Source organism: Paraburkholderia xenovorans LB400 (assembly GCF_000013645.1).
Taxonomy (GTDB): domain Bacteria; phylum Pseudomonadota; class Gammaproteobacteria; order Burkholderiales; family Burkholderiaceae; genus Paraburkholderia; species Paraburkholderia xenovorans.
Genome location: NC_007951.1, coordinates 1,925,169 through 1,950,298, shown reverse-complemented (window position 1 = coordinate 1,950,298; position 25,130 = coordinate 1,925,169). Strand labels below are relative to the sequence as shown.

The window sequence follows — 25,130 nt, the reverse complement described above, 5'->3', positions numbered from 1 at the left end:
CAACACCGCGCGTCAATCAACAAACGCTTGCCAGCGTCAATCAACATCGGCATCATCATTCCTGCCGCGACATTCTCAACTTGATTGTCGCGCGTCTCTCATCCAGATTGTCGCGCCACAGAAATCGTTCAGGCGCTCAGCGAACAGGCTGTGATCGTACCCGGTACGCAGGCAGCAACCATCGTCATGCCGCGTCTGGCCCAACAACTCGCGTCTTTGCGCAAACAACGCGACGAGGTTGCCAGCGAAGTTGAACGCCTAGTGCACGCACACCCTCTTTGGCCGGTCCTGACCAGCATGCCGGGAGTCGGCGTCAGGACCGCCGCCAGACTCCTCACTGAAGTCGCTCACAAAGCCTTTGCTTCAGCCGCCCATCTTGCCGCCTATGCCGGCCTCGCCCCGGTCACACGACGCTCGGGTTCGTCCATCCGGGGCGAACATCCATCCAGGCGGGGCAACAAGGTGCTCAAGAGAGCGCTCTTCCTCTCTGCCTTTGCCGCGTTGCGGGACCCGGTCTCAAGGGACTACTACGCTCGCAAGGTCCAGCAGGGCAAGCGCCACAATCAGGCGCTCATTGCTCTTGCCAGACGACGCTGCGACGTGCTGTTCGCGATGCTCCGCGACGGCGCCTTCTATCAACCGAAATCCGCCCCTAACGCTTGACGAACCACATAGGGGCACCCCCCGGACCGCCGACAGCAAGCCCGAGGTCGAAGCACGCGAGATAGGCGCCTATGGCAAGCCCCCGGTTTTCTCCGGAAGCCCGCCGCATCGCTTCGACAGCAAACGACGGAAAGACGAGCGAGTATCCGAGCCCTGCGAGGCAGGCGCCTACGTACGCTAGAAAAGCTGGGCCTGATCAAGCAGCAGGTCACGCTGCTGAACCCGGAACCGCTCGGCCTTCGGATCAACGTGTTCATTCAGGTGGCCTCGAAAAGCAGGTCGAAGAAGCCCTGCAACGCTTCGAACAGGCGATCTCGGAACGCCCGGAGGTGATGGAATGCTATCTGATGACGGGCGACGCTGACTATTTGCGGCGCGTCGTGAAGCCGGACATGCAGACGCTCGAACGCTTCATCCTCGAACACCTGACGAAGATTCCCGGCGCGTCGAATATCCGATCGAGCTTCGCGCTGAAGCAAGTGCGCTACAAGACAGCGCTGCTACTGCCGGCGTCGGAGCTAACGCTGACCGATCCGGACGACCTTGCGACGGACTAGCGCTGAACGCAGCGGCGCGGCCCAGATCCGCGCCATTCGAGGCCGCAGCACACCCGCCGCCAGCGATTCGCATGTCACAGGCGTTGCAGCGCCCAGACCCACACGCGCAACGCGCGCAACCACCAAACACTCCCCGCGCATCGGGAAGCGCGCGATCTCGCCGCCCGCAATATCCGGCACCACGGCAAATACGATTCCATGACGTTGCCGTCGGATCTACGTCGCGAGGCTGGTTCCACGACGACCACGGCCCAACTGCCCATTCGCCAGGATGGCGCTGACGGCTCACGGGTTAACCCCTCTTTCCAAGCCGACGACATCGATCTATAAAATCAACATCGTTGATTATTAATCAATACCATCATGACTATCCAACACCTCGACCACTTCACCCTGCGCACCCAGCTCCTCGCCGAGACCACCGCCTTCTTCGAACAAGTGGCGGGGCTTCATGTCGGCTGGCGTCCGTCGTTTCCTTTCGACGGACGCTGGCTTTACAAAGCAGAGCGACCGGTTCTCCACCTCGCCATTGCTGCCGGCGGCCAGCCCGGTCTCGACCGTTATCTCGGAGAACGCGATGCCGTAGGAAGCACGGGGTCCGGCGTCGTCGACCACATTGCATTCCGCTGCACCGACCTCCCTTCCTTCGAGTTGCGGCTGCGCGATCTGGGCATGGGATACCGGGCCCGCACTGTGCCCGACCTGCGCGAACACCAGGTATTCGTCATGGACCCGAACGGCCTAACCATCGAGTTCATTTTCAATTCGTCCGAGCCCGCATCCTGGAAGGATCATGCGGACTACCCGGCGGCAACAACGGCCAGCGTCGCGTAACCGGCTGCAGCCGTACCGCCATTCAACACATGAAGGAGACAACACGCATGAATCATCCTGCCGATATCGCGGCTTTAGCCGCCTTCGATGACCTTCCGTCCGGGCGTCTGGCTGCCCGGCAGATCGAACTCCCGCCGCCACCCGCAGCCGTCGGCAGCTATCAGCCATGGTCGCGATACGGCGACCTGGTCACGACGTCGTTCCAGTTGCCGTTCAAAAACGGCAGCTTGCGCTATGCCGGACGCCTCGGAGAAACGCTGACTGTTGAGGATGGCATTGCGGCCGCCCGTCTGTGCGCACTGAACGGGCTCGCGCAACTCGCGCAGGCGACCGGCTCAATCGACCGCGTCCGGCTGATTCGCCTTGATGGACACGTAGGCTGCGTGGCAGGATTCGACGCGATGCCGGAGGTGCTGGACGCAGCGTCGGAACTCCTGCACGAAGCGCTCGGCCGCCGTGGACTGCACGCGCGCACCGCGCTCGGACATCACGTGATGCCGCTCGACGCACCGGTCATGCTCGGCTTCTTCGCGCAGATTCTCGACGACGAACGGAGTGGCACATGAACCGGAACCGGCTTTTCGTTGCCAGCTTCACGTCGATGCTGACGACCGCGCTCGTCTTCACGATTCGCGGTGACATCGAAGGACCGCTGCGCGAGACGTTCCGGCTGACGGCGGAGCAGATGGGCTATATCTGGGGACCGGCCTTCTTCGGATTCACGGCATCGATCTTCGTCAGCGGCCTGGTGGTCGACCTGATCGGGATGCGGCGCCTGTACAAACTGTCCGGCTTCGGCTTCATCGCCAGCGTGGTGGTGATCCTCTGCGCGCCGCACCCGACGACGCACGCCGACTCGATCTTCTCGCAGCCCGGCACCACGCTGCTTTATCTCGGCTTCCTCCTGATGGGGCTCAGCCAGGGACTCGTGGAAGGCGTCGTGAACCCGCTCGTCTCCACCTTGTACAGTGACCGGAAGACTACCCAGCTCAACGCACTGCACGCGGGATGGCCGGCAGGCATGATCGTGGGAGGACTGGCTGCGCTCGCGCTGTCACAACTCGGCGCGAGCTGGCAACTGAAGCTCTCCACCATCGTGATTCCGACGATTGTCTATATGGCAATATCGTGGAATCAGCCTTTCCCTCCCACGGAGCGGGCCGCGAACCGGGTTTCGATGCGCCAGATGGCAGCGGAGGCCGTCAATCCGCTATTCGTCGTGATGTTCTGCCTGATGTGGCTGACCGCCATTACCGAACTCGGCGCCGACCAGTGGTTTCCGGCCATCATGAAGGCGCTGACAGGACTCGACGGCATCATGTTCCTCGCGTACACGGCCGGGCTGGTCTTCGTGATGCGCGCAGTGGCCGGCCGTTTCGTGCATCGCTCGCCGTTCCTCGCGCTGTTGGCGTGCAGCGCACTGTGCGCGACAGGACTGTGGACGCTCGGCTCGCTGCGCAGCGGCGCCCCTGTCATCATCGCGTTCGCGGCCGCCACGTTGTTCGGTATCGGCAAGTCGCTCTTCTGGCCGACGATGCTCGGTATTACGTCCGAACGATTTCCCAAAGGCGGGTCGCTGTGTCTTGGCCTGATGGGCGGCGGGGGATTCCTGTCGATTGCGTTGGCGCTGCCGGTCATCGGCCGCAACCTCGACCGCTTCGGGCCTACTGGCGCGCTCAGGGCGCTCGCAGTATTGCCGGCCGTTCTCTGCGTCTGCTTTCTCGCGCTCTACCTCGTCTTCAGACGACGCGGCGGTTACCGCGCGCTCGGGCTCGCGCACAACGCAGCCATGGTGCAGGGAAGCGCCAACCCCTAGCCAGGCGCGGCGGCACTGGCAGGGCATTTGCGTCCGCCAGTCATAGGGGAGATAATCGACGACATCATTGATCTATTGTCAACCTGAACCATGCCGCGCGCCGCCAGGAAAAATCCGGCTTCCGCGAGCGTGCCGCCCGACGAGGCGGTCGCTGGCGCAAAGCCGGACACCACCATCATCCAGTCGCTGGACAAGGGATTGTCCATCTTCGAGTACATCCTTAAGGCCGGACGGCCGAAGAGGCTGAACGAAGTGGCATCACATTTCGACATCGACAAGAGTTCGGCCTTCCGCTTTCTCAACACCCTCGAACGCACGGGTCTCGTCGTCAAGGACGCGGCACTGAAGACCTATACGCCTGGCCCGACCTTGTCGGCGTGGAGCCGGATGGTACGCACCGATGCGTCGCTGGTCGAAGTTGCTCGCCCGTTTCTGAAGAAGCTGTCGGTCATGACGAAGCAGACCTCGCATCTGGCGGTACTGCAGGACGACCGTGTCGTCCTGATTGAGGTGATGCCCGCGGACAATGTGGTTTCCGTCAGACAGACCGCCGGTGACTGGGAACCGCTGTATTGCACCGGGGTAGGCAAGGCGATCCTCGCCCACCTGCCCGAAAACGAGCGCAACCGGCTAATCGACAGGATTACATTCCGGGAACACACACCCACAACGCTGACCACGCCGGAAATGCTCCGGCTGGAACTGGCCCGGACCGTCGAAGAAGGCCTCGCATATGACAATGGCGAGGCCAATCCGCAGTTGTGCTGTATTGCGGCGCCGGTTCTCGACGCAAACGGCTATCCGGTAGGATCAGTCGGGATTTCGATGATATATCCTCTCTTTCCTGACGGCCCGCGTGCGCAGACCGCATTCATCCGCGCCGTCGAGCAGACGGCTCAGGGCATCAGTGCATCGCTCGGAAACGCGCGCGAATAAGCCATGCGGCCAACAGTTCGGCAATGCGGCATGCAGGACTAGACAGGAGCGATATTACGCGGGCTCTCCCCCAAGAGTTCATCGCTCCAACGACGCCAGCATCGGTGCCGAGAGAGTAGTCAGTACACCGTTCGTCCCAATCGCCAGTTCCCCGAAAGCACCGGCTGTTTTCCCCGCAGACCCCAATTGTAGGTGCAGGTTGGCCAGCAAAGGACTGATTACGCCGCCTACAATGTTGCATACTTTTCGCTCCATCGTCTGAGTTATCCGAATTTTCGCTGCCGAGAACCGGCGGTTGCGGATCGACACGAAACACAACGACGATCTCGTCCTTGTGGATTTCTACGCGCTTGACCAGGCCCAGAACGATCTTGCGTTTCGTTTCAAGGTCAATCGCATCCAGCTTTTCGGTGACAGCGGCTGCAAATTCCTCAAGCCGGCTGATGACGAGAAACAGCTCGCTTTGCATTGCTCCGTGGCGCCGCGATTCCTGGATCTGCTCTTCAATCTGTTCGAGCCGGCTCTTCAATTGCTGCATCCTTGGCTCGAAGTCGGCCTTGTCGATGATACCGTCGGCGTAGCCGTCGATCAGTCGCGATTTGCCCTTTTCGAGCTGAATCCGCTGCTTTTCCAGACTGCCAGTATCGAAGCCATGTTTTTCGCTACGCTCCATCACGTCGAGTCGACGTTCATACTCTTCTTTCAGTCGATCGGGATGTCTGAGCAATTCCACGACCTGATGCCATACCAGCTCATCGAGCTTGTCTGTCCGCACCTGCAGGGTGTCGCAGATACGTTCGCCGCCGAACCGGTAGGCGTCGGTTCCAACGCAGCGGTAATAAGCGTAATCGCGCTGATGTCCCTTGGCCGCAGACTTGCTCACTTTCTTCGCGTAGTAGGCGTAACGGCAGTGTCCGCAAACAGTGAGCCCCTGCAGCAGGCGAAGCGGCGCATTATCCCGGCGCTGGCGTGCCAGCTTGCGGTTCTCGGCAAGCTGTTCCTGAACGATTTCAAACAGTGCTTCGCTAACGATCGCCGGCACCGGAATTTCGATCCACTGCTGTCGGTCGGCGCGTTTCGCTGAATACGGTTTCCGGGGCACATCAGCGCTGTGGCGCTGCGCACGCACGCGCACCTGATGATCGCACACCTGGGTTTTGCCGAACGCGGCCCGCCCCATGTAAGCCGGATTGCGCAGGATGCCCCATACCACGCTGCGGTCCCAGTACGGCTTGCCCGATGCCGTCACGATGCCCGCCTCGCCAAGCCGGCGTATCACGTCTCCGAGGCTCAGGCGCTCTAGCCCAACCCACTCGAAGATCGCCTTCACCGTGGCCGCCTGCGGTAGTTCGATGACGTACCGCGCTGGCGTCCCGTCGAGCTGTCTTCGGATATAGCGGTATCCGTAAGGCGCCCCTGACAGCACATTGACGGTACCGCGTTTCGCTCCGTGAAGCTTGCCGCGGCGGTTACGCTCTCCGATCTTTGCCCGCTCGTATTCTGCAATCATGCCTTGCATCTGCAGCAACAACGACTCTTCCGGCGTCGTGCCAATAGCGTGATTGAGAAACACCACCTGCACGCCGCACGAGGAAAGCTCCTCCATCAGCAGTGCCTGGTGCGCATATTTGCGCGCCAGGCGGTCCGGCGAGAGAATGTACAGCCGATCGATCGTCCCGAACGCGGCAGCGTCGCGAAGTCGCTCCAGGTGTGGCCTGACCAGCGTTGCACCGCTGACTCCAGCGTCAACGAAGCACATGTCCTCCACAATCTGCGCACCATCGGCCTGAATTCGCTCTTTCAATGCGGCGATCTGGCTGTCTATCGTGCCGCGTTTGCTTTGTTGCTCGGATGACACCCGCGCGTAAAGCGCGACCATGGCAGCATTGCTCATCGTTTCGCTCGCTTCACGGCCATCGCCATTGCCGGCTTTGCATCCGATAAGCGCCTCGTGCTTCGGGCATCGACCGGACTGAGTTGCTCGTAGGTCTTCTCCAGTTGTTCGCTGGAATAGCGGTTCGGCTCGAAAGCGAGACGTACTCGCCAGTGTTTGCGTCGTCCCCGTGTCATCGATTGGGCTCCCTGTTAGCGGGAGCAAACGGCCTCAAGCACGAGAACCGCATCAATGGCAGGACATTCTCTGGACCATGGCGCCAGACACTCCCTCGATATGCGAAGGCCCCATCTTACCCACGAGTTTGCTATGTTGTTGCCGGGGCTAGCGGCCCGCCCTGCGGCGCACCTTGATCCCGCTGCTGGACCACACCGGCAGTCACCCTCACGCAGTTGCGCTTCGCTTCGTTCGCTGTGGTCAACTTACGGTGGGACTTGCCCCCACAAGAGTGCGCCCATGCTGGGCGCACAAAAAAAACGCGTCGCCCCCGAAGGACGACGCGCCGAACGGTTCCCGCGCATCAGTGCGCGACCATCGACTGCAACTATTCGGTCACGCCGGGTTCAACGAACATGCACGGCTGTTTGTCCGCGATCGGCACGTTGAACGCATTAGTAAAGACCCGATGTTTCAGGTGCGCCAGTCGAACCGTCCGGCACGCCTGATCGGGCTTCATTGGATCAGAGCCAGACGGCGAGCCGCTGCGTTGCGGGTCGCATTCGACTAGTGCGACGAAGCCACCGCCAGTTCAATGAGCTGAGTCCTGGTCCGAACCTTCTTCGCTTCGCGAAATCCAAATGAGTCGTCGCCCCATTCTCGGGATCACATTCGTGCCACCTCAATGTGCTTCGCTCGCGGCCGCAACAGAAAAGCCTGGGTACGCTGTTCCAGTACGTGCGCCGCCCACCCTGCGGTACGGCTGATGATCCATATCGCGATTGCCGCTCCGTCCGGCAATCCGAGCGCCCGGGTCAGCGCAACCAGCGCGATAGCCACACCCGGATAGGCTTCCAGACCGCTCCTTGCGAGCTCAAGAAATTCGAGTAGCGAGGCCGTTTCGTCGGATGGCGATCCCAAACCGGAGATCAGCTCGAGCAGCAGTCGGGCGCGAGGATCGCCCGCCGGGTAAAGGGGATAATTGAAGCCGAAGAGACTGGCACCGTATTCGCGTACGAGATCTAAACGTCTTTCCTGATCCGTCGTTACTACACGGGGCAGCAGTAATGTCTCGATGTTTCGAGTCGAGGTGCCTGTCGATGACCCTTCCTGAGATCCGATTGCGGTTGCCACGCAGTTGAAAAGATCAGCGTTTGTAGACGCCGCAATACGCGCTGCAAACGTTGCGGGCGCGAGCTCGTGATCAGCGAGGAGAACAAGGGCCGAATTCATGATCCGCGTGCTGTCCGGCCGGCTTTGTCCCCCACCCGCAGCACGCAACAAGAACGCCGCGATGCTTTCATCTTCGTTTGGGGTGACGAATCGACGTTGCGGCCCAAGGAAACCCATACAACCCGCCATTGCCTGGATCAGTTGGCGTGCACCACGCATTGTTCCGCCGTCCGCCACCTCCGTCGCGCCACGGCCCTGCATTCCGAGGGCAAACGCGAGCATGCCAAACAGCGCCCCAACGTCGGCTGCGGCCAGGTGCCCCGCATACGCATCGACGAGCAGCATCACGTCGTCGGGCAGGCTTAAAGCAGGCCAGATACCTATGCGATCCTGCCAGACTCCAGTAACGAGAAACTGTGCAACCGATTCGAACGACACCCCCGAAAGTGCAAGCTCCATGGCAGGACGGTTCCGATAGACGGGTCCTTCCGTGGTGATCTCCGTGATTGCCGAACACAGCACCGGCTCGCCCCACCGCATTGTCGACTCCGCAGTCGCGACGCGTGGCTCCCGGCCTCTTTTACGACTACCGACACGCTCGACGTCGGTACGAACGTACAGCTTTCGACGCCCATTCTCGATGGGAACGGTGCGAATGAGGCCTCTGCTTACGTATGCGTAAAGTGTCCCCGGCTTGATATTCAACCTTGTCAGTACTTCCTCCCGACTTAACAGGTCCTTTTGCGGCATATTGACTTGACCCCGTACACAGCAACCCCTCAGCAGGCGACGAGAAAACCATCAAATTGGTCTGAAGTGTTGACATGGTGCTCCAAACATCTATGTTGATCAACAGGATGCCGAATGTGCCTTCCACGTTCAATCTTCCGGCCCGGAGCCGAATGCTGGGCTCACCGACATGCGATCCGCCGCCCGGCAAAAGACGCTGTCAAAACGGAGTCACGGCTGATACAAGTGGGTTCAGAAAAAGTGGTGTACGCCGATCCGGAAAATGAGTTGACTTGAGTCGTCAGATGGAGCCAGAAGCGGCATCGCCGGGTGGCCAAGCCCGTTCGCGTGCTGATAGATCGTCTGCGCATACACTATCGTTGACTTCGATAAACTGTACAGATCTCCCAACCCTATTTCCTGATAATGGGTCCCAGTCAAGGAAGAGACATATCCCCCAATAGTTACGGTATTAAACGGCGAAACCGACAGATCCGCGCCTGCCTCTGCAGTAGCCATATGTGCGGAGCCGAGCGGAGCATCAAACGATATGTGAGTCACCATCCCGTGAATGGCAACGTATTGGCTCACCTGGTAGCGCCCTGCTATCCCCGTGATATCTGTGCTCTTTGCAGTGAACAACTTTCCGCCACCTAACGTCTGTCCAAGGAAGCTCGAGTAGCCAAGCGTTGTAGCAAGATCGACACTCCGGTCATGCCAGCTGCTATATACGGCAGCTACCCGAAACGGACCCCGGTTGTATATCCCGTCGACACTCAATACCCGGCCAGGTTGCGTTGTCGAATCTGCCATTCCATACTCGACGGCAAACGATAATCCCCCGAAATCAGGCGTCGAGTACTTGATCGAGTTGTTGACTTCCGTGACGCCGATGTTGTCCAGATTTCCTGGATGCATCAAATAGTAGGCGTATTGCAGAACGCCGTTTGCATTCGGCATCAACGTCTCGTTCGTCAGGTCGAACTGGCGACCCAAGGTCACCCCACCCCACGGAGAAGACAAACCAACCATCGCGACACGGCTGAACATATCCCCGGCTACAAGGTTTGTCCCATTGTTGCTTCTGAAGCCTGTTTCCAGCCGAAACAGCGCCTTCATCCCTCCGCCCAGATCTTCCACACCCCTAAACCCGAAAAAGTCCGGCACAGCGACAGGGGAAACAACTGCTGCATGGCCACCATGCTCGTTGCTAACATAGGTGATCCCTTCGTCAAGGCTTCCATAAATAGTTACACTGCTTTGAGCGATAGCCACATTATTTAGTAAAACTAAATTTAATGCCATTAAAAATCTTTTCATTTGAAAGTCCCCTCCAATATCTTAAAATTCTTATCAAGCCAGATAACCTAGATGAAGCATAAGAACGTCTATGTAGCGCATCGCCCCAGCAGGTCTACCGGTTGTGAAACGATAGGCTTTAAGCCTCCGTTACCCGTTCTGTGCTGAGACGAAAACCCAGGTTTCCTGCCCCAAAACGCTGGTACTTGACCCGGTGACCTTCCAGGCAGCACCAGCGATCTCGGTGGATCAGTCAATTTTCAAGAGTGTGTGGGTGTACGGGAACGGGATCGTCTGCCACATGGTCCTACAATTATTCAACCTGTGAGCGCATCAACCAGCCTGGCACGTTTCGTACCTCGGAAAAACAGAAGTGCCACGGATAGCGCCGTCAGGGCAAACGGCAAGGACATTACGACATACAGGTTTCGAACATCCAAGCCGGCGGCAACAAGAGAGCCGCCAATCAGAGGCCCTAGAATGGCGCCAACCCGCCCCATTCCGAACGCCCAACCTACGCCTGTCGAACGAATCATCGTCGGATAGATCGTTCCCGCAATCGCATTGAGACCAACCTGACCGCCGGACCCCAGCAATCCGCCAATCAGAATGACGATCATCAGAACTGTCTCCGACGTACCGACTCTTCCTATCAGAATTACAAGTGGTATGGCGAGCAAAACTGAAAATGCAATCGTCAATATTCCAAATCGATCGAGCAGACGTGTAATCAGCAAGGAACCGATCGCACCACCTGTCTGCCACATCGCGCCAATCAGCGCAGCACGCCCCGGATCGATGCCAAGTCCGGCAACTAAGGTCGGACTCCACGCCATCACGAACAGAATACTGGTCAGGCAGGATACAAATGCGAACCAGAGAAATAGCGTATCTGGTCCACGACCATCTTTAAAAAGTTGCAACGACGGCGATCCCGGGGCTTTCACCTCGTTGGACAAAATTTCGAAATCGCCGACGGGCAACGGTTCATCCTGCATCTTGGCGAGCAGTATGCGCAGTTCCTTTATTCGTTTGTTTGCTGCAAGGAAACGTACTGACTCCGGCAAGATGAAGATCATCGTCGCAGCGATGAGCAGCGGCAGGCAGGATCCCAAGTAGAAGACACTGCGCCAGCCAAATTCCTTGAGTAACACCGCAGCGGCCCATCCCGGGGCGGCGCCGCCTAGCGTATAGCCGACAAACATCACCCCGATCGTCGTTGCTCGCACACGCGCAGGTGCGAACTCCGCGTTCAGCGCAACGGCATTAGGCACCGCACCTCCCAGACCTAACCCAGCGACGAATCTCAGCGCAATGAAGATACCCAGCGAACTGCTCCAGGCAGCAATCAGTGTGAGCGCGCCGAAAAGTATGGTCCCGGCGATGATCACGCGCTTGCGGCCAAAGCGGTCTCCCAAATCCCCCAACATAAGGGCGCCCAGCATGAACCCGGCGAGGCCGGCGGAAATAACCGGGCCAAACGCCGCCTTGCTTATGGAAAAATGCGAAATGAGAGCCGGCCCGACATATCCGATCAGATTGAGTTCGTAGCCATCGAAAAACATGACCAGAAAGCACAGGACGATGACAGCGACTCGAACCGTGTTAAACCGTTGCCGGTCGACGACATCTTCCAGAACGACTACCTTGGACATAATTGCCGAACCTTGTCTCTCATTTGTTGGAAATCTGGGGCCCGCCGAAACGGGATATCGTCCGCATTCGCCACTTCAATTACGCGCCCCGGCAAGATTAAAGTTCTCACCGGTAGTAAAGGAGTTGTCCTCTGAGGCCAACCAACACACTAGAGAGGCCGTCTCTTCGACGGTCAGAAAGCGCTGGCGTGCGATCTTGGACAGCACTGTCGTCACGAACGTCTCGGACAGGCCGTCGTAGAAGCGAGTCTTTACCGCCGCGGGACTGATGCTGTTGACGGAAATATTCTGCGTAGCGGTTTCACGTGCGAGACTCCGCGTGACTGAAATCACCCCCGCCTTCGCGGCCGCATAGGCCGGCGCCTTGGCCGGTCCCTCCAAGGCTGCGATCGAACTGATATTCACGATACGACCGTAGCCATGTTGCGACATATGCCTGACGACTGCCTGATTCACGTAAAAGGTAGCATTGAGGTTCAGTTCGATGACACGACGCCAGTCGTCCGCGGCATAGGTCGACACCGTGCCTTCCGGTCCAGATCCGCCTGCGTTGTGCACCAGAACGTCGATGTGTCCTCGTGCTGTCGCCATACGCCCCGCGGCACGACTGACCTCCTCGGCATCAGTGATATCCACGATGTCGATGTCCACTTTGCCCTTCGACGACAGTGTCCGCTGTGCTGCCTCGCAGGCTTCCCGGTCAAAGTCCCAAAGCGTCACTTCAGCATTGCTTTCCAGCAGGCGTTGCGCAATTTCGTACCCGATACCTTGAGCACCCCCCGTCACCAAAGCAGTGCGGCCGGCAAAATCGTAGCGATTCATTGTTCATGTCTCCCTTCAGGACCAGGCCGCCACCGGCCTGGAAGTCGTAGAAATCCAGATACTTTTTGTCTGCAGGAAGCCCATGATGGCTTCCTGCCCATTCTCGCGTCCGATCCCGGAGCGTTTCATGCCGCCAAATGGAGATGCCGCACTAACGGCTCGATACGTATTGACCCATACCGTTCCCGCCTGAATGCGATCTGCGACCGAAATGGCGCGTCCGACGTCGCGCGTCCAGATCCCCGAAGCCAGGCCGTAGCGACTGTCATTGGCCAGATGGACAGCCTCATCGTCAGTCGAAAACCGGATGATTGACAGCACCGGACCGAACACCTCCTCACGGGCGATCCGCATGTCGTTCTTCACGTCACCAAAAACGGTAGGCGCGACGAACCAGCCGCTACCGCCCTCCGCCTCCGGCGATGCAACGCCTCCCACCAGGCAGCGCGCTCCTTCCTGTTTCGCGACGTCGATGTAGCTCAGAATGCGCTCAAATTGCGCTTGCGTAGTAACCGGTCCGATCGAGGTGGCCGGATTCATCGGTGCTCCCAACTTCAAAGTCCGCACTCGGTCCAAAAGTCGAGCTACAAATTCGTCATGAATACGGTCGTGCAACATGAGTCTCGAACCCGCAACGCACATCTGGCCGCTGCTGGAAAAGACGCCGTCCATGGCTGCGGCGAGCGCCCCGTCGAGATCAGCATCGTCAAACACGATGTGGGGCGACTTACCGCCGAGTTCCAGAGTCACGCGCTTTAATCCCGCCGCCGCACGTTCGTATACAGCCTGACCAGCTACATCACCCCCGGTGAAGGCGACTTTCGCAACGTCCGGGTGTGAGACAAGTGCATTGCCAATCTCCGCCCCGAATCCTGTCACGACGTTGACAACACCGGGAGGGAAACCGGCTTCATCGAACAGGTCAGAGAAAACGAGACTGGACACCGACGTATGTTCGGACGGTTTGAGAATGACCGTGCATCCGGCGGCTAGCGCGGGGGCGATCTTCCACGAAGCCAGCATTAACGGCGAGTTCCAGGGCGTGATGGCTACCACGACACCCACCGGCTCGTGTCGCGTATAGTTAAGCATCCCCGGGCGATCGACCGGAATCACCGCTCCTTCTATCTTGTCTGCCAGTCCAGCGTAATAGTGGAAGTACTGGGCCAGATAGCGGATCTGCGGACCGACTTCACTGATGACCTTTCCGTTGTCCCGAATCTCGATCTCGGCAAGACGTTCCCAGTCGCGAGATATCAGATCAGCGAGGCGGCGCAAAAGCGCGCCACGCTGGGTGGCCGAAAGCTGATGCCAAGCCCCGGTGGTCAGTGCTTTACGCGCTGCAGACACAGCAGCCTCTGCGTCAGTCGCATCGCCCCGTGGCACCTTTGCCCACGGTTCACCTGTATAAGGGTCGATGCTTTCGAGCCATACCCCGGACGCTGAGGGGACACGCTCGCCACCGATGACCATCGGAAATGCCTGTAACTCTTTCACCCCCGCCATGTGCCCCACTCCTATATAAAAAAACAGCGCCGCCTTTTGCGACCGCTTGATGTATTCGGACAGTCAACTATCTTCATGTTTACGCAGAACCCGAAATGCCGAATCCTTCCGATATCTATTCACTACTTACGAGCGCGAAACGCGGCGAAACCGACGAGAGATGGTCCAAAAATTCATCGAGTCGGATCAGGTGCACAGAGATGACAACGTGTCGCGCAAATCAAGGCCGCGATCGTCGGCAATAACTTCCGAGAATGGCTGGTAGCTTCGTTTTCAGCTTGCCACCTGATAATAATAAGTATGACTATGTAATTAATATTTACTGGTCAGGACTCTTGCCATCTACCCTCCGGCAGCAAGCCGGATCAATCTACTTCCGTCGCCGTTTCCTGAAAATCGCGTAGGCGCGGAAACAGGCTCAATGCATTATCGGACTCCAGCGCCTTCAACGTGCCCGGCTCCAATCCCACATCGAGAACACCCGAAACCGTTTCCGCGATCTGCCCTTTTGGACCAAACGGATAGTCGGTGCCGAACAGGAGCTGGCTATCCGGAACGAGTTCCCTCAGGGCCGCAAACTGTGCGGGATCAACTGATAACGCGCAGTCGAAGAAGAACGTTGCCATAGCTCTCCGAAAACCGTCCGGGATACGTTCACGCAAGGCCGGGTTGTTACGCGTCAGCAACTCGATGCGGCCAGCGAGATACGGCATTGCTCCGCCAGCGTGGGACAGAATCCACCGTATCTCCGGATAGTCTGTCGTGATGCCTCCGAAAATCAGCGAAGCGACGGTGCGGGTCGTATCGAAAGGAAACTCCAGACTCGACGGCGACAACTGGTCTATCGGCACCATACTCGCGGGAGACGTCGGGTGAACGAAGACGACCGCTTTGCGCCGGTTGAGCTCCTCGTACAACGGCCGCATGACCGGATCGCCCAGATACCGTCCATCGTAATTTGACAGGAGGCACACTCCGTCCGCCTTCAGTGTTTCGAGCGAATACACCGCTTCACGCAACGCATTGTCGATTGATTGAAGCGGCAGGCATGCGAACATACCGAAACGGCCAGGCCAATCCCGCACCATATTCGCCGAAAATTCGTTGCACCAGCGCGCAAGGCCACCCGCCTCGACCTCTGCTAGAGCGGAGACGCCAGGCGCCGTTATCGAGGTAATCGCAGTCCCGATCCCGCTTCTATCCATGAGAGATAGTGCCTCATCCACACTCCACTGCGGCACCCGCCCCGACGAGCCTTGCCTGGCGATGGCATCAGTGCCGACGGCTTCGACATATTGCGGCGGAAGAATATGATGATGGACGTCAATTCGAGAATGGCTCATGGATTCGGTCGGCGGCAGCCCGCTCAAGCTTGGTAATTGAAAATGGCACGTTTTCGAAACATCAGATCGAACGCGTCGACATGGACCGGTCATCGCCTTCGATCCGATCTCTCGATTCGGATGACCTGCGTTAACCGCCATCTTGACGACGATACGTCATGCGGTCGTCGTCAGACCACTTACTGATTTACATGCCTCCAGAAACGAGGATACGGATCGCCTCTGTATTTCTCAAGATTGATATTTCAAATCAATGAATAGGGTATGCCCCAAGTACGCCCCCGTAATCCGTAGCGGATCGGAGCAAATCCTGATGGCCTGACTAGCCGGGACTCTATAGGAAACATACTGGAGCTTTCAACAGCACCAGATTTCGCTCTGGTGCGAAGCCGCGTGTCGGATGGTTGATGGTGGTCGATCAGTTATCCAGCAGCCAATCGCTTGGCCTCGCTGGGAGCGTAGTCCCGAAATGCGACGGTGGGCCATCACAGCAACGGAACTCGAAGCCGTTCTGACACCGGCAGCATGGCGTCGGTCAACGGGCGACGCGCATTCGCGCTCAGCGTCTTCCGCTACTTCGCGCAGGAAGCCGCGCAATTCGGATCTGCGCGCTCGACAGTTGCAACAGGCGCTCGCGTGGCTCACGAGCGCGAGACAATGCCGCTATTCGCAGCAAGGCAGGGTGTTGTACCCGTAAGGTTCCGAACTCGAGATTGACGAAGCGCTCGTGTCGGCGCATGCAAAAAGGTCTGTGCGCATCATCATGCGAACGACAGTCTATTCGGCGTCGGGCTGCTGGGCCGGCGCTGCGTTTGCGAACGCGTCGAGTCGCATCGCGGCATCGTAGATGCGCTGGAGCGTCGGATAGTGCTGTATATCGATTTCGAAGCGCTGGCCGTTGAACACCTGCGGCACGAGGCACAGGTCAGCGAATGTCGGCGTATCGCCGTAACAGAACGTACCCGTGTGCTGACCTCGCACGAGCTGCGCTTCGAGCGAAGCGAAGCCTGCCTGGATCCAGTGGCGGTACCACGCGTTCTTCGCGCCCTCACTTGCGCCGAGCTCGCTGGTCAGATACCGGAGCACGCGCAAATTGTTAATCGGATGGATCTCGCACGCAATCTGCAACGCGAAGGCGCGCACTTGAGCGCGTGCAAGCGGCTCGCGCGGCAATAGCGGCGGCTCCGGATGCGTTTCCTCAAGATATTCGAGGATAGCGAGCGACTGGTTGAGGGGGGCGCCCCCCTCAACGAGTGTCGGTACGAGTCCGTCCGGATTCAGTTCACGATACGCGGGGGTTAGCTGCTCGCCTCCATTGCGCAGCAGGTGGATCGGCACATACTCGTAGTCGAGGCCCTTGAGGTTCAGTGCGATGCGTACCCGGTACGAGGCCGAGCTGCGAAAGTAGCTGTAGAGCTTCATTGCGTCACACCGCACGCGCGGGCAAAATCGCGCCACGACACTCGCCGAAGCCGATGCGTGCCGCACCCGCCTTCTCGCACCATCCACGGATGATCACCGCATCGCCGTCCTCGAGGAAAGTCCGCGCCTCGCCATTGCCGAGCTCGAACGGGTTCTTGCCTCCGCTCGTGGTCTCGATCAGCGCGCCCGCCTGGTCCAGCGTCGGACCCGACAGCGTGCCCGTGCCAAGCAGGTCGCCCGGCTGCAGGTTGCAACCGTTGACCGTGTGATGCGCGACCATCTGCGCGATCGTCCAGTACGCGTGGCGGTAGTTCGTGAGGCTTACGCGCGCGGCCGGCCGGCCCTGCGAGCGCAGCCGCGCCGATTCGATCCCGAGCTCGAGCGTGATGTCGAATGCGCCCCGCTCGCGCTGCCGCACCGAATCGAGGTAAGGCAGCGGCTGCGGATCGCCCGCGTTGCGCTCGAACGCCACGCGGTACGGAGCGAGCGCCTCGAGCGTGACGATCCACGGAGACACCGTGCTCGCGAAGCTCTTCGCGAGGAACGGCCCGAGCGGCTGATATTCCCAAGCCTGGACGTCGCGGGCGGACCAGTCGTTCAGGAGGCCGATGCCGAACACATGCGCCTCCGCATCGTCGATCGGGATCGGACTGCCGAGCGCGTTGCCAGTGCCAATGTAGACGGCGAGCTCGAGCTCGTAGTCGAGCCGCTTGCTCGGCCCGAAGCTCGGCTGCTCCGAGCCCGGCGGAAACGTCTGCCCGACCGGCCGCGGGAACTGCTGGCCCGACACCGCGATCGACGAGGCGCGGCCGTGATAGCCGATCGGTACCCACTTGTAGTTCGGCATCAGCGGATTGTCCGGCCGGAACAGCCTGCCGATATTGGTCGCATGGTAGATCGAGGTATAGAAGTCGGTGTAGTCGCCGATCCGCGCGGGCACCGTGTATTCGGCGTCGGCCTGCGCGACCAGCGCATTCGCGAACGCGGCCTGCTGCAGCGCGCCCTCGCGCAGCGCGCGCGATAGCGCGAGCCGTAGCGCCGACCACGCGGCCGAGCCCTGCGCCATCAGCGCATTGAGGCTGCTCTCGCTGCCGGCCCGGGCCGCGTCGGCGACCACACCATCTAGCAGGCGCGCGACCGCGCCGAGATCGACGATCATCTCGCCGATCGCGACGCCACCGCGGAACGCCTCCGGGCTGCCGTTACGGCGAAACACCGCGAACGGCAAGTTCTGGATCGGAAAATCGCTACCAGCCGCGTTGGCCGAGGCGACCCAGCTCTTGAGACTCGGATCGTGGGTTTCGTTGAGAACGGACATGCTGTATTCCTTTGCGCGCATCACGCTTGCGACGGGTTGAAGTGCTTCCTGATGCCCTGCCAGCAGCGGTAGTACCCGGGCTGCAGTTGGGCCGATTCGAGCGCATGGCGGGTCGGCCGGATCACGGCCGGCGTCTCGAACATGAAGGCCATCGTGTCCTTCACGGCATGCGGCATCGTGGTATCGGATGCGCTCGCCTTCTCGAAGGTCTCGGCATCGGGGCCGTGGCCGCTCACGCAGTTGTGCAGCGACGCCCCGCCCGGCGTGAAACCCTCGGCCTTCGCATCATAGATGCCATAGATCAGTCCCATGAACTCGCTCGCGACATTGCGGTGGAACCACGGCGGGCGGAATGTATTCTCGGCCGCGAGCCATCGCGGCGGAAAGATCACGAAGTCGACCGTGTCGACGCCCGGCGTATCGCTCGGCGCCTGCAGCACGAGGAAAATCGACGGATCAGGATGGTCGTAGCTGATCGAGCCAATCGTGTTGAAGCGGCGCAGATCGTACTTGTAGGGCGCGTAGTTGCCGTGCCAGGCAACCACATCAAGCGGCGAGTGGCCGATGCGGGTTGTCCATAGGTTGCCCTGGAACTTCGCGACAAGCTCGAAATCACCTTCGACGTCCTCATAGCGCGCGACCGGCGTCTGAAAGTCGCGCGGGTTCGCGAGGCCGTTCGAGCCGATCACGCCGAGGTCAGGCAGCTTGAAGAGGGCGCCGTAGTTCTCGCAAACGTAACCGCGCGCGCGGTGGTCGGGCAGCTCGACCTTGAAGCGCACGCCGCGCGGAATTACGACGATCTCCTGCGGTTCCACCTCGAGCGCGCCAAGTTCGGTCGAGATCAGCAGGCGACCTTCCTGCGGCACGATCAGCAGCTCGCCGTCGGCGTCGTAGAAGAAGCGGCCCTGCATCGAACGGGTGGCCGTGTAGAGATGGATGCCACAGCCGGTGCCGGCCTCGGGCGAGCCGTTGCCAGCCATCGTGACGAGGCCGTCGATGAAGTCAAGCGGCGTGTCGGGGTAAGGCAGTGGATTCCAGCGCAGCTGGTTCGGCGGCGGCGGCACCTCGTCGAAGCGCGACAGCAGGCGCGTGTTGACAAGCGGCGCGAACGGCTCGTGCACGGCGGCCGGGCGGATCCGGTAGAGCCACGAGCGGCGGTTGCTGTGGCGCGGTGCCGTGAAGGCCGTGCCCGAAAACTGCTCTGCATAGAGGCCATAAGGCGCGCGCTGCGGCGAGTTCCGACTTTCGGGGAGGGCGCCGGGCAGCGTTTCGGTCGCAAATTCGTTCGCGAAACCGGTCATGTATTCGTAGGTCATCTCAGGTCTCTCTTCCGGAAGGACGCTCAGGCGGTTGCGGTGGCAACGCCGCCACCCATACCCTCGCCCGCTTCGGCGATCAGGTTCAGCACGGCATCAGCTTCGCCGAGGCGCGTGATGGCCAGCAGGGCAAAGCGGGCTAGGAACAGCGAGGCATTCGTCTCGCCGACATCGGTCATGGTCTTGCAGAGCCGCGTGTAGACGGCGTCGAGTTCGATATCAGTCATGTCGCTCCCCAGAATCAGATGGCGTGCGCGAGCGTATGCAGCGCGCGGGCGATGGCAGCGCCGACCGTTTCCGCAGATGCATCGTGCCAACGGCCCAGTACGTGCCCGTCCGGGCGGACCAGATAGACCGAGCCGGCGCGTGCGCCATACATCGCGAACAGCCGCCCGGTGCGATCCCAGCCATGCAGGCCCGGCAAGCCCTTCTGCGAATGCTCGGCGAGCGGGATGCAGCGCAGGCGCACGCCCGTGGCATCCACGGTCTGCTCGAGCCGGGCAAACGCTGCAGGCAGGCTACCGTTCTCACCAAACACGAAGGCAGTGAAACACGGCTCGATCAGATCGGTCAGATGCGCCTCGCGCGCCTCGCCGTCGCGCACGATGGTCAGTTGGCACTCGGGCAGCACCGCGCCAGGTACCGGGCCGGCGGTGAAGCCGTCCCGGTCCGGTTCGTTGAGCGAAGAGTCGGCATAAGTGATCGCCGAGCTCTGGCGTGGATTGATCAGCGAACGCAGTTCCGTATGCGCGACCGCAAGGCTGAGCACTGCATTGCGCATCAGCTCGAACGCAAAACTCGGCGGTGCCATGAACTCTGTGCTCTTGGTGCCGTAGCTGAGGTTCTCGTGGGCCGCGTAGACGCGCTCGTCCGAGTAGCTGTCCAGCAGTTCGTCGCCGGCCAGTCCGCGCACCACGTAGGCGAGCTTCCAGGCGAGGTTGTCGGCATCGTCGATGCCGGAGTTCGCACCTCGCACGCCGAAGATCGGCACGAGATGCGCGGCGTCGCCCGCGAACATCACGCGTCCGTGGCGGTAGCGTTCGAGCGTAAGCGCATTGGCCTTGTAGACCGTGATCCAGATCGGCTGCCAGGCACCTTTCTCGCCCATCATGTCGAGCAGGCTCTGCACGCGCGGCATCACGTTCTCGGGCTTGACGGCCTGATCCGCATCCTCGCCGTCGCGAAGCTGGTAATCGATGCGCCAGACGTTGTCGGGCTGCTTATGGACCAGCACGGTCGAACCGGGGTTCGACACGGGATCGAAGTACGCGAGGCGCTCGGTCGGACGCTCGCTGTCGAGCTTGATGTCGACGATCACGTAGCGGCCTTCGTAGCTCGTGCCCTGGAGCATGAGGCCGAGCTGCTCACGGATCGTGCTGCGGCCACCGTCGCACGCGGCGACCCAGTCGGCCTCAAGTGCGTAATCGCCTGCGGGCGTGCTCAGGTACAACGTCGTGCCGTCGTCTCGCGTCTCGATCTTTTCGACCCGGGTCTGCCAGCGGATGTCGATCAAGTCGGCCTGGCGTTCAGCCGCCTCGAGCAGGTACTGCTCGATGTGGTACTGCGCGAGATTGACCATCGGCGGCAGCTTCTGGTTCTGGTCTTGCGGCATCTTGAAGTGCAACACTTCGTCGTCGCGGTAGAAACTGCGTCCACCCGCCCAGGGCAGGCCGATCTCAAGGAACCGATCGAGCGCTCCGACGCGTTCGATGATCTCGAGGCTGCGGCGCGAGATACAGATCGCCCTGCTACCAAAACAAACTGAATCGTCGGCCTCGATCAGCACGCAGCGGATGCCGTGCTTCGCTAGACCGAGGGCGAGCGTCAGGCCGACAGGCCCGCCTCCGACGATCGCAACCGCATGACGGCTTGTCTCAACGCCGCCTCCGAGCGAAGGCAACCGCGCCGAATAGTGTTGCGCAGTGAACGGGTAGGAAGTGAATTCGATGGTCATGATGTGCGTGGCTTTGTGAACCCTCTGGCCTGAAGCGGTGATACCAGTGCCTCAATCGTGTCGATCACAGCTTCGTGGGAAGGCGGCACAGCCGCCGCGCCACCCGGCAGAGTGCCGCTGGCCTCGGATCGGAACGTCATGCGGGCAAGTCTCCAATATTGATCGCTGCGCGCTAACGGGCAGCGCCGTGCGTAGAAGCCAGTCGATGGACCGGCATGACGCATTGAATGGAGTATTGGCCGCCCGGGACGGACGCTTGTCCCATGTTTGGGGACAACCGGACCGGGGATCGGGGAAAACCCCGAGATGATGTGCAGCCGCCGCTCAGGCCGGCAGCGAATTGAGGCAGAGCGCGAACAGCTGGCGCTGACTCGATATACCGAGCCGACGGTACGCGCGTTTCTGGTAGGTCGTAACGCTCGAAGCCTTGACGCCGATTAGTTCGGCGATCTCGTTCGTAGTGTGTCCCTCGAGCACGCCGCGCAGCACGTCGAGCTCACGCTTCGACAACGCCGGGCAGTGCCGCAGCAGGCGAGCGAGCATCAGTTGCGGAATACTGGCCTGGCGCTGGCCCGAAAGCGCATAGTGCTGCTGAGCGGCATGGACGACGAGCGGTGCGAGGGTTTCGAGGCGCGCGATCTCATCCTGTCGGAACACGCCGTATTGGCGGTCACGGTAGAGATTCACGGACAGCCAGACATCCTCCGACTGCCGGGACAGCAGCGCGATGCGGTCCGACACGTTCGGGCCGCTGTAGCAGGCCGCCCTGTAGGCTTCATGCTTGATATCGTCGATCGCCTGCTGGTGCATCGTGAGCGAGGTGCCGGGCTTGCGCGGGCTGGCCTCAGCGACGATCTGCTGGTTGCCGTCGAGCGCATAGAAACGTCGCGCGTAGATGTCGGCGACCTCGCGCAAATAGGCCCCGCCGCGATAGTCAGCCACAGCGACGGTGCGCGGACGCAGACCCGCCTCGTATGCGAATACCGTGCATTGAGAAATTGCCGCGACATCGCCGAGCAGACGCAGAACCGCGGCCGCGAACGCATTCGTTTCAGCCGCGCCGAGCGCCGCGACCAGGCCGGTCGCGCGGTTCAGATCCAGCGTCCCGACGGGCGGGGGGCGATCAAGATACCAGGCGCGCATTTGGAGATGGAATGATGAATTTGCGTCTCATTCTAGCGCCGCCGGTGCCCGCACGGCAATTTGGTATCCCGAAGATCTGACCACGGCACACCACCCCGTTCTCTCCCGTGCCAGAAGCAGTGGCGAGTGTTGGGGGACCACCATGTTCTGCATTGTGCAGATCGACCGCCCCCTCTTCACGACCAGCGGTTCACTATATTCCAGCAACCTTGTGGATAGGGATTTGGCAAAGGCATGCCATTAAATTAGCGTTTGTTGCATGAACTGTATTTTCCTGTACCGCCCCCAAAATTTCGGTTGGGAACGTCGGGAACCAGCTTGGATCCGACGTCACCCCCTTAGCCGATATTCATCCCATAATGCGGTTTAGGCTTGAGCTTTCCCTGCATAGTCCGTTCGCGGACCGCGGCAAAGTCGGCCGGCAGCGGATGCAAGTCGAGCCGCCGCCCCGCCTTCACGATCTGGCTGGGCGTATCATGACCAATCAGCGGCGGAAGGCACCTCGCAGCGGCGATCAGCGCGTCGAGATCAACGCCAGTGTCGTAGCCCATCAACTCCAACGCGTGCACGATCTCCTCGCTGCACACGTTGCCGCTCGCGCCTGGCGCGTACGGGCATCCACCGATCCCACCCAGTGATGCGTCGAAGCGGTTGGCGCCGGCATCGATTGCGGCGAGTACGTTGGCGAGGCCCATGCCGCGCGTGTTGTGGAAGTGCAGCGTGAGTTCAGTCTGGGGCCAGCGCTCGACACATTGTGACGTCAGCTCCGCAACCTGCCGCGGATACGCCATACCCGTCGTGTCGCACAAAGTGACACCCCGTGAGCCGATCTCCTCGACGAAGCGTTCCGCCCACTCGAGAACGGTGCTCGCAGACACATCACCTTCCATTGGGCACCCGAATGCACAAGACAGAGAGATGTTAACAGGGAGGCCAGCATCGCGAGCAATGGCCGCGACCTGCTTCAGCGCATTAAATGACTGGTCGCGTGTCATTCTCAGATTGGACAGATTGTGGCTTTCACTCGCCGACATCACCAGGTTCAGCTCGTCCGCATGCGCGTCGATCGCGCGTTCGGCACCACGCACGTTTGGAACCAGCGCCGTGTAGATAACACCTGGATTGCGTTCGATCTCGCGCAGCACAATCTCGGCATCGCGTAACGCGGGTATCGCCTGCGGCGACACGAACGCGGTCACCTCGATTTTCGCCATGCCTGTCTTCGAAAGCATGTCAATCAGCGCGATCTTGTCCCGTGTCTCGACGAAGATCCCTTCCGACTGGAAGCCGTCGCGCGTACCCACCTCCTGCATATAGACGCGCCGGCGTCCACCATCCCAGATGTTCATGCAATTGCTCCTTTGTCACGAAGTTCGGCAATCCGCGTTTCGGAAATACCGATCTCGCGCAGGACGCCATCTGTATCGTCGCCGAGCTTAGGCGCCGATGTGCGCACGGAACCCGGAGTGCCCATCAGCTTGGGCACGATGCCCGGCACGTCGACTTCGTAGCCGTCGCGCGTGGCCTGGCGCAAGATCATGTCGCGGGCGCGGTAGTGCGGATCCTCGACGATATCGCGGGCCGTATAGATCTTGCCGGCAGGCACGCGCGCTTCGATCAGCGCGGTCAGCACATCCTCGGCCGAACGGCGCCCGGTCCACGCTTCGATGGCCCGATCCAGTTCCTCGACGCGAGCGACACGCCCAGCGTTGTTGGCGAGCGCAGGATCACTCGCCAGGTCGCTCCGCCCGATCGTCGCCATCAGCCGTTTGAAGATGCTGTCGCCGTTCCCGGCGATGAGCACGTAACCATCGGTACAGCGATACGCGTTGGATGGTGCAATGCCGGGCAGCGCGCTGCCGGCGGCTTCGCGGACCACACCGAGCGCACTGTACTCAGGAATCAGGCTTTCCATCACATTGAAAACTGCTTCGTGAAGCGCGACATCGATAACCTGCCCTTTGCCGCCGTTCGCGTCACGGTGATAGAGAGCGGTGAGCACGCCGATCACTCCATGCAACGCGGCAAGCGTGTCGCCGATCGAAATGCCGCAGCGCACGGGCACGCGGCCGGGCTCGCCGGTCAGATACCGCAGGCCACCCATCGCCTCACCGATCGCCCCGAAGCCCGGCAGATCACGGTACGGCCCCGTCTGCCCGTACCCCGAGATACGCAGCATGACGAGTCCGGGGTTGAGCTCAAAGAGCTGCTCGTAACTCATCCCCCACCCTTCGAGCGTGCCCGGGCGAAAATTCTCGATGAGCACGTCGGCTTCGGCAATCAGCTTGCGCGCGATATCCTGGCCCTCGACGCTGCGCAGATCCAGCGCGACCGAACGCTTGTTGCGCGACTGCACCTGCCACCAGACGGAGGTGCCGTCCTTCATCAGACGCCAGTTGCGCAGAGGATCGCCGGTACCCGGCGATTCGATCTTGATGACCTCGGCACCAAACTCGCCGAGCGTCTTGCCTGCGAAAGGGCCGGCAATGAGCTGGCCCATCTCGATGACTCGTACGCCGTTCAGCGCAGCGGGTGAAGTCGGAAAGGTAGGTTGACCACTCATAACAAAAGCTCCTGAAATTGCGGTTCGTGCG

Annotated in this window: 19 protein-coding genes and 3 pseudogenes; 6 read left to right on the top strand and 16 right to left on the bottom strand. The window is 60.5% G+C overall.

What is annotated here, in order from left to right:
• Window positions 1-114: 114 nt before the first annotated feature.
• The 6 genes and pseudogenes from BXE_RS08540 to BXE_RS08515 form a co-directional block, all read left to right on the top strand.
• Window positions 115-663, top strand: a pseudogene (locus BXE_RS08540) (transposase); the annotation flags it as partial.
• 165 nt (window positions 664-828) lie between these two features.
• Window positions 829-1,220: pseudogene (locus BXE_RS08535) on the top strand (Lrp/AsnC family transcriptional regulator); the annotation flags it as partial.
• A gap of 363 nt (window positions 1,221-1,583) precedes the next feature.
• Entirely contained in the window at window positions 1,584-2,054 is a 471-nt protein-coding gene (locus tag BXE_RS08530) for a VOC family protein (RefSeq protein ID WP_011487951.1), read from the top strand.
• Between the two features lie 47 nt (window positions 2,055-2,101).
• Window positions 2,102-2,620 carry an Atu1372/SO_1960 family protein gene (locus BXE_RS08525; protein ID WP_011487950.1) on the top strand — a complete coding sequence of 173 codons (519 nt, stop codon included), beginning with the start codon at window positions 2,102-2,104 and terminating at the stop codon, window positions 2,618-2,620.
• Complete coding sequence (locus tag BXE_RS08520; protein WP_011487949.1) at window positions 2,617-3,870, top strand: MFS transporter; 1,254 nt, start codon at window positions 2,617-2,619, stop codon at window positions 3,868-3,870. The genes BXE_RS08525 and BXE_RS08520 overlap by 4 nt, the downstream gene beginning before the upstream one ends.
• 90 nt (window positions 3,871-3,960) lie before the next feature.
• The gene (locus tag BXE_RS08515; protein WP_011487948.1) at window positions 3,961-4,806 is read left to right on the top strand and encodes an IclR family transcriptional regulator; all 846 of its coding nucleotides are present in this window, start codon (window positions 3,961-3,963) and stop codon (window positions 4,804-4,806) included.
• Here BXE_RS08515 and BXE_RS08510 read toward each other — a convergent pair.
• The 16 genes and pseudogenes from BXE_RS08510 to BXE_RS08435 all read right to left on the bottom strand — a co-directional run bounded on the left by BXE_RS08510 (window position 4,775) and on the right by BXE_RS08435 (window position 25,099).
• On the bottom strand, window positions 4,775-6,700 hold the full coding sequence (locus tag BXE_RS08510; protein ID WP_011487947.1) for a recombinase family protein: 1,926 nt from the start codon (window positions 6,698-6,700) through the stop codon (window positions 4,775-4,777). The two genes, BXE_RS08515 and BXE_RS08510, sit on opposite strands and share 32 nt — an antisense overlap.
• A gap of 544 nt (window positions 6,701-7,244) precedes the next feature.
• Window positions 7,245-7,439 (bottom strand): annotated as a pseudogene (locus BXE_RS47150) (ATPase); the annotation flags it as partial.
• An 83-nt stretch (window positions 7,440-7,522) separates the two neighbouring features.
• Window positions 7,523-8,569 (bottom strand): citrate synthase, encoded by a 1,047-nt coding sequence (locus BXE_RS08500; protein ID WP_233518796.1) that lies wholly within the window; start codon window positions 8,567-8,569, stop codon window positions 7,523-7,525.
• Window positions 8,570-9,010: 441 nt separating this feature from the next.
• Complete coding sequence (locus BXE_RS08495; protein ID WP_011487944.1) at window positions 9,011-10,078, bottom strand: porin; 1,068 nt, start codon at window positions 10,076-10,078, stop codon at window positions 9,011-9,013.
• Between the two features lie 296 nt (window positions 10,079-10,374).
• Window positions 10,375-11,712, bottom strand: coding sequence for an MFS transporter (locus BXE_RS08490; protein ID WP_011487943.1), 1,338 nt, complete (start codon window positions 11,710-11,712; stop codon window positions 10,375-10,377).
• A 75-nt stretch (window positions 11,713-11,787) separates the two neighbouring features.
• Window positions 11,788-12,534, bottom strand: a complete 747-nt coding sequence (locus BXE_RS08485; RefSeq protein WP_011487942.1) for an SDR family NAD(P)-dependent oxidoreductase — start codon at window positions 12,532-12,534, stop codon at window positions 11,788-11,790.
• A 15-nt stretch (window positions 12,535-12,549) separates the two neighbouring features.
• Window positions 12,550-14,040 carry an aldehyde dehydrogenase gene (locus BXE_RS08480; protein WP_011487941.1) on the bottom strand — a complete coding sequence of 497 codons (1,491 nt, stop codon included), beginning with the start codon at window positions 14,038-14,040 and terminating at the stop codon, window positions 12,550-12,552.
• A 365-nt stretch (window positions 14,041-14,405) separates the two neighbouring features.
• Window positions 14,406-15,383 (bottom strand): amidohydrolase family protein, encoded by a 978-nt coding sequence (locus tag BXE_RS08475; RefSeq protein ID WP_038456391.1) that lies wholly within the window; start codon window positions 15,381-15,383, stop codon window positions 14,406-14,408.
• 777 nt (window positions 15,384-16,160) lie between these two features.
• On the bottom strand, window positions 16,161-16,805 hold the full coding sequence (gene maiA, locus BXE_RS08470) for a maleylacetoacetate isomerase (RefSeq protein ID WP_011487938.1): 645 nt from the start codon (window positions 16,803-16,805) through the stop codon (window positions 16,161-16,163).
• A 4-nt stretch (window positions 16,806-16,809) separates the two neighbouring features.
• Entirely contained in the window at window positions 16,810-18,123 is a 1,314-nt protein-coding gene (gene fahA, locus BXE_RS08465; RefSeq protein WP_011487937.1) for a fumarylacetoacetase, read from the bottom strand.
• A gap of 20 nt (window positions 18,124-18,143) precedes the next feature.
• Complete coding sequence (hmgA, locus tag BXE_RS08460; protein ID WP_011487936.1) at window positions 18,144-19,439, bottom strand: homogentisate 1,2-dioxygenase; 1,296 nt, start codon at window positions 19,437-19,439, stop codon at window positions 18,144-18,146.
• Window positions 19,440-19,465: 26 nt separating this feature from the next.
• Entirely contained in the window at window positions 19,466-19,666 is a 201-nt protein-coding gene (locus BXE_RS08455) for a hypothetical protein (RefSeq protein WP_011487935.1), read from the bottom strand.
• A gap of 14 nt (window positions 19,667-19,680) precedes the next feature.
• Window positions 19,681-21,393, bottom strand: a complete 1,713-nt coding sequence (locus BXE_RS08450; protein ID WP_011487934.1) for an FAD-dependent oxidoreductase — start codon at window positions 21,391-21,393, stop codon at window positions 19,681-19,683.
• A gap of 324 nt (window positions 21,394-21,717) precedes the next feature.
• Entirely contained in the window at window positions 21,718-22,536 is an 819-nt protein-coding gene (locus BXE_RS08445; RefSeq protein WP_011487933.1) for a helix-turn-helix transcriptional regulator, read from the bottom strand.
• A 338-nt stretch (window positions 22,537-22,874) separates the two neighbouring features.
• On the bottom strand, window positions 22,875-23,885 hold the full coding sequence (locus BXE_RS08440) for a hydroxymethylglutaryl-CoA lyase (protein WP_011487932.1): 1,011 nt from the start codon (window positions 23,883-23,885) through the stop codon (window positions 22,875-22,877).
• Window positions 23,882-25,099, bottom strand: coding sequence for a CaiB/BaiF CoA transferase family protein (locus BXE_RS08435; RefSeq protein WP_011487931.1), 1,218 nt, complete (start codon window positions 25,097-25,099; stop codon window positions 23,882-23,884). Before BXE_RS08435 ends, BXE_RS08440 begins: the two co-directional genes overlap by 4 nt.
• Window positions 25,100-25,130 lie beyond the last annotated feature (31 nt).

Coding starts and splice junctions, on each gene's coding strand:
- BXE_RS08435 (WP_011487931.1), bottom strand. CDS start 25,099: ATGAGTGGTCAACCTACCTTTCCGACTTCACCCGCTGCGCTGAACGGC.
- BXE_RS08510 (WP_011487947.1), bottom strand. CDS start 6,700: ATGAGCAATGCTGCCATGGTCGCGCTTTACGCGCGGGTGTCATCCGAG.
- BXE_RS08445 (WP_011487933.1), bottom strand. CDS start 22,536: ATGCGCGCCTGGTATCTTGATCGCCCCCCGCCCGTCGGGACGCTGGAT.
- hmgA (WP_011487936.1), bottom strand. CDS start 19,439: ATGACCTACGAATACATGACCGGTTTCGCGAACGAATTTGCGACCGAA.
- BXE_RS08450 (WP_011487934.1), bottom strand. CDS start 21,393: ATGACCATCGAATTCACTTCCTACCCGTTCACTGCGCAACACTATTCG.
- BXE_RS08520 (WP_011487949.1), top strand. CDS start 2,617: ATGAACCGGAACCGGCTTTTCGTTGCCAGCTTCACGTCGATGCTGACG.
- fahA (WP_011487937.1), bottom strand. CDS start 18,123: ATGTCCGTTCTCAACGAAACCCACGATCCGAGTCTCAAGAGCTGGGTC.
- BXE_RS08440 (WP_011487932.1), bottom strand. CDS start 23,885: ATGAACATCTGGGATGGTGGACGCCGGCGCGTCTATATGCAGGAGGTG.
- BXE_RS08525 (WP_011487950.1), top strand. CDS start 2,102: ATGAATCATCCTGCCGATATCGCGGCTTTAGCCGCCTTCGATGACCTT.
- BXE_RS08455 (WP_011487935.1), bottom strand. CDS start 19,666: ATGACTGATATCGAACTCGACGCCGTCTACACGCGGCTCTGCAAGACC.
- BXE_RS08475 (WP_038456391.1), bottom strand. CDS start 15,383: ATGAGCCATTCTCGAATTGACGTCCATCATCATATTCTTCCGCCGCAA.
- BXE_RS08500 (WP_233518796.1), bottom strand. CDS start 8,569: ATGCGGTGGGGCGAGCCGGTGCTGTGTTCGGCAATCACGGAGATCACC.
- BXE_RS08480 (WP_011487941.1), bottom strand. CDS start 14,040: ATGGCGGGGGTGAAAGAGTTACAGGCATTTCCGATGGTCATCGGTGGC.
- maiA (WP_011487938.1), bottom strand. CDS start 16,805: ATGAAGCTCTACAGCTACTTTCGCAGCTCGGCCTCGTACCGGGTACGC.
- BXE_RS08485 (WP_011487942.1), bottom strand. CDS start 12,534: ATGAATCGCTACGATTTTGCCGGCCGCACTGCTTTGGTGACGGGGGGT.
- BXE_RS08515 (WP_011487948.1), top strand. CDS start 3,961: ATGCCGCGCGCCGCCAGGAAAAATCCGGCTTCCGCGAGCGTGCCGCCC.
- BXE_RS08495 (WP_011487944.1), bottom strand. CDS start 10,078: ATGAAAAGATTTTTAATGGCATTAAATTTAGTTTTACTAAATAATGTG.
- BXE_RS08490 (WP_011487943.1), bottom strand. CDS start 11,712: ATGTCCAAGGTAGTCGTTCTGGAAGATGTCGTCGACCGGCAACGGTTT.
- BXE_RS08530 (WP_011487951.1), top strand. CDS start 1,584: ATGACTATCCAACACCTCGACCACTTCACCCTGCGCACCCAGCTCCTC.